The sequence below is a fragment of the Actinomadura rudentiformis genome (assembly GCF_008923185.1).
GTDB classification, from domain to species: Bacteria; Actinomycetota; Actinomycetes; order Streptosporangiales; family Streptosporangiaceae; genus Spirillospora; species Spirillospora rudentiformis.
Map to the genome: position 1 here is coordinate 1 of NZ_WBMT01000044.1, position 7,947 is coordinate 7,947.

The 7,947-nt window shown below is 67.1% G+C and carries 8 protein-coding genes and 1 pseudogene; 4 read left to right on the top strand and 5 right to left on the bottom strand.

Annotation, left to right across the window (positions count from 1 at the left end):
* From F8566_RS52110 to F8566_RS49455, 3 genes are all read left to right on the top strand, one after another.
* Positions 1-199 (top strand): hypothetical protein (locus F8566_RS52110; protein WP_225994244.1); only part of this gene is annotated, 199 nt, incomplete at its 5' end.
* On the top strand, positions 124-351 hold the full coding sequence (locus F8566_RS52115; protein WP_225994243.1) for a helix-turn-helix transcriptional regulator: 228 nt from the start codon (positions 124-126) through the stop codon (positions 349-351). The genes F8566_RS52110 and F8566_RS52115, both read left to right, overlap by 76 nt.
* Before the next feature lie 1,191 nt (positions 352-1,542).
* Positions 1,543-1,836 (top strand): hypothetical protein, encoded by a 294-nt coding sequence (locus tag F8566_RS49455; protein WP_151571460.1) that lies wholly within the window; start codon positions 1,543-1,545, stop codon positions 1,834-1,836.
* A gap of 1,006 nt (positions 1,837-2,842) precedes the next feature.
* Here F8566_RS49455 and F8566_RS50730 read toward each other — a convergent pair.
* From F8566_RS50730 to F8566_RS49485, 5 genes are all read right to left on the bottom strand, one after another.
* Positions 2,843-4,477 carry a hypothetical protein gene (locus tag F8566_RS50730; protein ID WP_192810299.1) on the bottom strand — a complete coding sequence of 545 codons (1,635 nt, stop codon included), beginning with the start codon at positions 4,475-4,477 and terminating at the stop codon, positions 2,843-2,845.
* 399 nt (positions 4,478-4,876) lie between these two features.
* A complete protein-coding gene (locus F8566_RS49470; RefSeq protein ID WP_151571466.1) occupies positions 4,877-5,197 on the bottom strand; it encodes a hypothetical protein in 321 nt (106 codons plus the stop codon).
* Positions 5,198-5,227: 30 nt separating this feature from the next.
* Positions 5,228-5,713, bottom strand: coding sequence for a hypothetical protein (locus F8566_RS49475; RefSeq protein WP_151571468.1), 486 nt, complete (start codon positions 5,711-5,713; stop codon positions 5,228-5,230).
* Positions 5,714-5,770: 57 nt separating this feature from the next.
* Positions 5,771-5,929 carry an SHOCT domain-containing protein gene (locus F8566_RS49480; protein WP_151571470.1) on the bottom strand — a complete coding sequence of 53 codons (159 nt, stop codon included), beginning with the start codon at positions 5,927-5,929 and terminating at the stop codon, positions 5,771-5,773.
* 445 nt (positions 5,930-6,374) lie between these two features.
* The gene (locus F8566_RS49485) at positions 6,375-6,929 is read right to left on the bottom strand and encodes a peptidoglycan-binding domain-containing protein (RefSeq protein WP_151571472.1); all 555 of its coding nucleotides are present in this window, start codon (positions 6,927-6,929) and stop codon (positions 6,375-6,377) included.
* Between the two features lie 323 nt (positions 6,930-7,252).
* Between F8566_RS49485 and F8566_RS49490 the strand changes: the two are divergent.
* Positions 7,253-7,538 (top strand): annotated as a pseudogene (locus tag F8566_RS49490) (integrase core domain-containing protein); the annotation flags it as partial.
* Positions 7,539-7,947 lie beyond the last annotated feature (409 nt).

Genomic DNA, 7,947 nt, shown 5'->3' on the forward strand with positions numbered 1-7,947 from the left:
GCACCCGCCTGCGCAGGTGCCGGGAATGCGGGTCGGCTGGGCGAGCGACCCCGCTTTCGGTCCAGTCGACCGCGACGTGACCAGCACCGTCGTGGCCGCAGCCGAGGCGTTGCGCGACCTGGGATGTTCCACGCCGAAGGACACACCGTCGCCGGCTGGATCCGTGAACGCCGCCTGGAGCAGTGCCGACGGAACCTAGCCGACCCCCGCCTGGCTGCCCGCTCGATCCACGCCATCGCAGCCCGCTGGGGCTTCACCAGCCCCGCACACTTCAGCCAGGCCTTCCGCACCGCCTACGGCCTCTCACCCCGCCAGTTCCGCCACCAATGCTCGACAGTGCATCCAGACTAAAGACCTGTGCACTCACACATAACGACAGGTCCGGCTTCGGCTTGCACTCTCTGTTGAGGAGATCAACCGAAGCGAGGAGTACGTTGCGTGGCTGCACGATTCCGGCACGATCTCGGACGTTCGGGCGAGCGACCGGTTCCCGGGGCAAGGGCATGAGGCGGTGCGGCCTGACGGTCGTCGGCGTCGCCGCCGGTATCGCTCTCGGTGTTACGGCCGGGTGGGGGCGTCGGCAACCGAACGGACGCCGCCGAGGATGCACCGGCCTCCGGCGATCGGCCGATGGCCGCCATCGATGACGAGTTGCTCCACCGTGCCCCGGAGCGGCTGATCGCCCGCTGCATGGCCCGGCACGGCTTCGCCTACACCGAGCTGTCGCCGCCATCGTCGACGGAGCCGGTCTTCCGCTACGTGCTCGACGACGTCAGGTGGGCCCGCAAGCACGGGTACGGAACCCTGCTGGGCAGACCCGTCGTGGGGGGCAAGGACACCAACGTCGGCAACCTGGAGAAGCTGACACCCCCAACTGCAGAACGCCTGGCACCGGACGCTCATGGGATCCGGACGTCAGCTCACCGTCGACCTTCCCAACCTAGGCCGGATCTCGGCGCCCGACAACGGCTGCACCGCCGAAGCGCGACGCGCCCTCTACGGGGACCTCGCTGGCTGGTAGCGGGTGCGACGGATCGTCGACCACTTCGGCAGCTACACCGCCGGCCAGGTGAGCAGAGCCTCGGAGTACCGGACCGGGCTCGCCGCCTGGGCCACGTGTGTGCGCAAGCGCGGGTACGCCGCGTCCTCTCCGCACGAACTGCGCAAGCTCGTCACTCCAGGGGCGCCGGAGTCCGCGGGGACGCAGGCCGGGACACGAGAGATCGCCGTGGCCGTGACCGAGGCGGAGTGTGCCGTCTCCACCGGATTTCCCAGACTGTCGACGCTCTGGAGCGCCGATACCGACCGGAAGCCGAAGGGAGGTTGCACGCGAGCTCGACGCACTGAATTCCTTCGAGCGAAAAGCCGTTCCACGTGCCAGGAAGACCCTGGCCGGCGGTTGACACCGCAGCACCGTTCGACCGCAGACAGCCGAAAGGACACTCTCATGATCAAGGCTCTCAAGGCCCTGGCCATCGGCCTGCCCATCGTGGCGACGACACTTGTGGCGGCTCCGGGCACAGCCAGCGCCGACCTGAACCAATGCCCCCGGGGCTCCTTCTGCGCCTGGAGGGCGACAACTTTCAGGGCGGCTATGTCCGCTGGACCCAAGGTACGAACGACCCGGACTGGTGGGACAACGGTATCCACGACGACGCCGAATCCATCTTCAACAACGTCGCCTCGAGCACCAGCCCCAGTGTCCGCGACAACGTTATGACCTTCAAAGACATCAACTGTGGGAGGTTCGGTGTCTGCGTCAACCCCGGCGAGACCTACGACGCCGGGATGAACGACAACGACTACGACTCCCACCAGTGGGTTGCCGGGTGCTGACGGACCGACCAGGCCGTCGACGCGGGTCGCATGCTCCGCCCGCGTAGGGCCCACGACAGACGCCCACGGCTGGGACTTGAGAGCCTCGCAAATCCGGGCCCATCCGGCGACGTGCTGACGTGCCGCGACCATCTGCTCGGGAATGGTGCCCTCGAAGGTCTGCATCTCATACCGAGTCCGGGCGTGTCCCCAGATACCTTGGACAGCACTCACCGCACATCCGGATGGAGACTCAGGATCGCCCCGAGCACCCGGCCAGCGGGAGCGAGCACTGCCCTGTGGATCGTCGGGGTGGTGGGGCTTGTCAGTGGGCTTCGGTGTTCGGCGGGTCGAGTTCGCTTACCCAACCGCGGTGTTGCCGGCCTTTGATGTTGGCGACCACCGGGCGTGAAGGTCTGTTCATCGATGCCGGCACGGCCATCTCGTACGACGGAACGGTAGATGTCTTCGGATACCACCAGCACCAGCGGGGCGGCCGTCAGCCGCAGCGCTTGCTTCAACTGCGCGGCCTCCAGGAGCCGGGGAGCCACATCCACCGCTTCGCCGAAGCATCCTCGGTGGTCTAGTGGACCTGTCCGGCATGGACCACCACGCGGAGCCGGAATCGATGGTCGGGCGCTGGGCGTTGTGACGGGCCAGCAGCCTCCCGAGTTTGGGAACTGCCTTGGCCAGCGGACGCACCTGGAGTGCTTGATCGATCCGATGGATGAGCGTGAGTGCTCCGTCCCCCGCGGTCGAGGAACGGGTCGTGTTCCTCGGCGGCAGGCGACCATGACCTCGCGTCCCTCAACCGCGGGTCCATCTGTATCCAGGGCAGCTACGCGATGTCGCCGTGGATCTGGTACGGCTTACCGCGGACTGCCCCAAACCATTGGGCGTAGACGTCGTCGCCGGCCGCTTGCCATCGCGGCACGGAAAGAGCGAACTTGCCCTGCCAGATGTAGCAGTTAGCGAGGACTGCTACGAACCATCGGCCAGGTCCGCAGCACCGCGACCAGTGCGCCCTTTAGGAGAGGCGGCAGGCAGGCACGTCGGGACGGGACGTCGAGCGGTTGAAGACCTCCTTGGACGTGACCTCGTGCTCGTCCTTGGTGATCACGCTCTTGCCGAGGATCTTGTCCAGGACGCTCTTGACCGGGGCGCTCACGTTCACACCGACGCCGCCCGCGAGGAGCACGCTGGTCTGGACGTTGCGGCAGTCGGTCAGGCCGAGATTGGACCCTTTGGTGATCCCATTGCTGATGGTGACGGCCCCGTACGGACCGGACGCCGCCACCGGCAGGCCCATCAGGACGGCGAAGCGCGCCTGGAACGCCAGCACGAAGCCGTTGGCGCCGACGGAGATGCCCTTGATCGAGTCGACCATGCTCTGCTTGACGGTGACCTGGGGCAGCCGGACGCTGTGACCGTCGTAGCCCAGGTCGCCGGTGAACGCCCAGGAACCCACGGCCTCCAGCGTGGAGTTCTTCGCGCTGAACGCGGGCTTGATGATCATTTTGAACTTCTCGCTCAGCGTGAACGGGAACCCGCCGATGATGACCGGCTGCTGCAGCTCGATCGGGACCTCCAACCGTGCCCCCTTGTTGTCCGACAGTCCGTTGAGCGCGCCTGCGGTGAGCTTGACGCTGGCCACCTTCAGGCCCGAGATGCTGAACGAGGCGTTGGGCTTGATCCCGTTCTCGATGGGGGTGTCGGTCTTGACGCGCAGGTTCTCGGTGCTGAGCTGGATGTCGATGCCCACCTTGAGCCCGGTCGTCGGCTCGAAGTTCGCCTTGACGCCGAGCGCCGTGCTGCCCCGGCGGTAGAGGGTCATGAGCCAGTCACCGACCCGCGTCGCCGCGTTGTCGCCCAAGGTGGGCGGCGGCATCGGCGCCCCAGCGGCCACCGCGGCAGGGCCTGCGGCGGGCGCGGCCGCTGGCACTCCTGCGGGCGCGTCGGCGGGTGCTTCGACGGCCGGGGCGGCCAGGCGGATCGTCGGCACTGTGAGCGCGACCGCCTCGGCGGTGCGGCCTTCGTCGTCGGGCGGTCCGAGGGCTGTTGGGCCTGGAGAGGCGGGCGCGGGAGCCGTCGGCTGCGGCGCGGGCACTGGCGCGGTCGCTGTGGAGGTCGGGGTCGGCACAGGCTCCGATCGACCGGCATCGGTCACAGCACCGGGAGCCTCGGGTACGGACTGGAACGCCATGCGCCCGATGTCGATGGGCTGGTCCAGAGTGATACGGCCTTTCTTGAAGACCTCGGTGATCTGCACGGGCGCGAGTGTGAGGGCCAGGTCCGAGCCCGCCCGTACGGCCTTGGTCACCCGCCCGATGGCCCGGCCGGTGATCACCACGACCTTGCCGACCTGCGCTCCTGAGGCTCCCTGCGCGCCGCCGTCGATCGTCCAAGTGAGTCCGTCGCCGCTGGCCGAACGGATCGTCTTGGCCCCGCCGCTGACGACCACGACGTCCGGCTGGTAGGTGAACGAGGTCTTCCCCTCAGGCCCGTGCCCATAGGCGACGACCGCCTTGTCGGACGGAAGGCCCGGTCCGCCGCCGCCCCCGGACTTGCCGACCCCCGGTAGATCCAGTCCGCATGCTCCCGTCAGCAGTGCAGCCCCCACAAGAAGGTACGCCTGACGCCGGATCCCAGCCCCCGTGACCATCGGCGGCCCCCTCGCGCTACCCCGATTTCATGCAGTATGCGGCGGAAGGCCGACGATCACAAGAGGTGGCATGACAGTGACCCTCCGCGATCTTCCCCCGGTCTGGTGATCGTTCGGCTCGACGTGGGCCCGATCGACGCCCCGATGCCTGGCGCGTTCACCTGCAGGCGGTGGAACTGTGCCGCCGCGCCGCCGTCATGCCCGCCGAGACCAGGCACCAGCTGGCGATCTTGGAGACGGGCGCCGGCGCTCAGGTGATCCTCACCTGGGAGACGCGGCCCTCCGTCCAGTGGCACCGTGCCGGATGCGGCAAGTCCAACCGCCACGACACCCGCACCGAAGGCGAGGCAACATGGACCGGCTGTGGGGAGTGCTGTCGGAGGAGCCACCGCGGGTGTTCTAAGTCGTCTGGTGGGATCCCGAACACAAGGTCTGCCCGTAGCTACTACTCCGGATCGAGGCCGGGCGGGACATCGTCTGGAGATAGGTGGGGCCGTCCGCGTGAGCGCGGGCGGCCGCCAGGAGGTTGTCCCGGCTGGGCGTGAGGGCGTGCTCGCCGTCGAACAGGGTGGCGGTGAGCTGCTCGGCCACGGGCTCCTCGAACCTGCGAGCCGCGCTGTAGATGACCTCGGCGGTCAGGCGGATGGCCAGCCTGGCAATGACGCTGGCGGGGGCGGGAGCGTCGATCCACCGTCGAGGCTTAGACAGGCCAGAGCGCACGGGCGTGCTGCAACCGCTGGTCGGCGGTCTTCATGTAAGCGTCGAACCAGGCGGCCATGTGCGCGAGCGCTCGTTCTGCGGGTTCGCCAGCCAGCAATGCCTGGTATCCCGGGCGCCCGCAGGGTCCTGGAAACCAGCATCCGCTGGTGGAAGGTCCGCTTCCGGCCTCCACTGGATCACCATTCCGGGAGTGATCGGCGGGACATAGGGCGGGGCTAGGCCTGCACGGACGATCGCGAGCGCGCGCTGGTGGCCGCAGCGGTCCCGGGCGTATTTCACGGCCCAGAAGTAGCGTCCGCCGGAGTGAGCTCTCCGGGCGTTCTGGTACGGCGAGCTGTAAAGCTTGCGGAGTCCCTCGTCGGCGCTGACCGCCCACCACAGCGCTTCGGCGAGGGAAACGAGGGCGTGCTCGGGCGGGGCATCCGCGTCGCGGGTGAACCGGGCATGTGCGCGGTTGAATCCGTGGAGGGCGGTGACGATACCGAATTCTGGGTCGTCTGTGGTGACGGCGGCCATGCCTGGGCATTGTTGCTGTGGATGCGGATGGTCCGCACCCGGTTTAGAACGGCGTGGTCACAGCCGGTCGAGAACCTTCTTCGTGGCTTCGAATTCCTCGTCGGTGATGATGTCGACGTCGCGGAGTTCGCCGAGTTCGCGCAGGGCTTCTGCCTGCCGGTGCGGCAGCACCTCGAAGCTGAACTCCGCACTCAGTTGCCTGTGCGGCTGGGACACCGCTGCTCACTTACTCGTGGGAGGCGGCGATGAAGATGCAGTGCTGGCTGGTGAACTCGGCGGTGACTTTGTGGTCTTCGTGCTGGCCGCTGGCAGGACAGGCGGCCGCATCCGCCGCGCGAGAGCGCCAACCTGACCCGCCTTCCACAAATGTCAGCAACCCCACATCGTTGGCGTCTCAGCACCCCGCGCGGCCTGAAAGGTCACGGCCACCGTCGCCGCTCCACCTGAGACTGCTCAATAGCACGGCGCTGGGTCGCTGTGCGGTTCGTGGGACCAGATTGCCGACCGGACCGGTGTTGTGCTGCTGACCTGGAGCGATTCGGCTCGGGAAGCCGGGCAGAAGAACGCTCATCGCATCTGGACACAAAGAATCCCAGGTGAGGACCTCATTGTCCGACCTGGGATCTGTTCGCGATGGTTACCGGCGCGGAGCCTTAAGCGGTCATTCGCCGGGTGATTCGGGGCCGGTCAGGCGGTTCCAGGTCGCGACGGTGACGTGGTCCTGGACGGGCAGGTAGAAGGTCTTCTGGAACTTGTGCAGGCTCAATCGCGTCTTCGGCCCGAAGTAGCCGGTGATCGGCAGGTCCTGGGCACCGGTCGAGTGCCGGAAGGCGTTCAGTGCGACCTGCAGTGCCTTCACGCAGTCGTTGCGGTCGCTGTACTTGACCTGGGCCCGGCTGGCCATCGAGGTCCAGGTGTAGGCGCCGACCTTGCCGTCAGGGCTGAGGCCGTACCTGCTCTGGTAGGTCTTCACCGCCGCCTGGGTCTTGGGACCGAAGTGCGAGGGCACGTCCACCTTGATGTTCTTGCAGTTGAGCAGCCACTGCACGGTCCGTACGTGCTCGCTGGTCTGGCCGCGCTGCAGGACGGGCCAGTAAGGACCCTTCGGGCTGGTCTGGGTGGCGGTGTCGGCCGAGGCCGGACCGGCCAGCGTTGCGCCACCGGCGACGACGGCGGCTGTGGTGAGCCCGACGACTGCGAGACGCTTAACGTTCACGATGTGACCTCTCCTTCACACTCTGTTTAATGTCCTGGTTAGAGGTCGGAGAGTGAGAAGAAGTTGGCCACTGGCCGTGTACGGCCACCGGCGAACCAATACCTTCGCAACTGCGTCTCGCAGGTTGATTGACCTGCGGCTACGAGACCCGCAGCCGCCTTCCTCAGCCTTTTCGCTCTCGTCGACGTCGAGTGCTCAGCAAGCGCCGCAGGGCCGGAAGCTCTGTGGCGGCTGCCTGGCGGGCGAGGCGGCGGGTCATCAAGGTCACCGCGGCGATCACCGCAAAGCCCCACAAGCCAGTGTTGCAACCACAGGTTGAACTCGCGCGGTACTGCAGCAAGGACTTCGAGCAGGCCTGCCGCCGGCTCGGGATCACCCGCTCGCGCGGCGTGGTGGGGACTAACGCCGACAACGCCGCCGCCGAAGCGTTCAACGCGACTCTCAAACGCGAAACGTTGCAGGGCGCATCCGGCTGGGCACCGGCCCGCCCGTCTGGCGGTCTTCAGGTGGATCACCAGATACAACACCAGAAGGAGACATTCACGTCTCGGCCAGATCTCACCGATCAACTACGAGAAAACCGCAGGTAGTCTCACTACCGCTACCTGAAATCGGTGTCCACGTTCCGGGGAAGCCCCCGCAGCCGGATCTGGTGCGAATCGCCGTCGACCAGCACCACCCAGGTCCGGGCGTGGCTGGGGTCGCGAGACTCTGCCTGATCGAGCGCGGCACCGATCACCGTGCACCACCCCCCAGGTCATCGGATCGACAGGGGCAACAGTCATGCGGGCTCGAAGGCCAGCGGCCCCTATTGCAGGACCACGAAGATTGGTGTGATGACCCCGGTGTCCGCCCGGACACCGCAACCGGTACGGGGAGCGGAGGCCCCGCTCCTCATCGCATCAGATGATGTAAGAACCGACTTGGCGGCGTTCTTTGGAGGACAGCAACTCCAACGGCAGCAGCGGGATCGCCTCTTGGTTGGCCGCCAGGTAGCAAAGCAGCACCAGCGCGCTGC

Bases quoted from the DNA above. Each gene is read 5' to 3' on its own strand.
- F8566_RS50730 (WP_192810299.1), bottom strand. From the start codon at position 4,477: ATGGTCACGGGGGCTGGGATCCGGCGTCAGGCGTACCTTCTTGTGGGG.
- F8566_RS52115 (WP_225994243.1), top strand. From the start codon at position 124: ATGTTCCACGCCGAAGGACACACCGTCGCCGGCTGGATCCGTGAACGC.
- F8566_RS49455 (WP_151571460.1), top strand. From the start codon at position 1,543: ATGCCCCCGGGGCTCCTTCTGCGCCTGGAGGGCGACAACTTTCAGGGC.
- F8566_RS49475 (WP_151571468.1), bottom strand. From the start codon at position 5,713: ATGGCCGCCGTCACCACAGACGACCCAGAATTCGGTATCGTCACCGCC.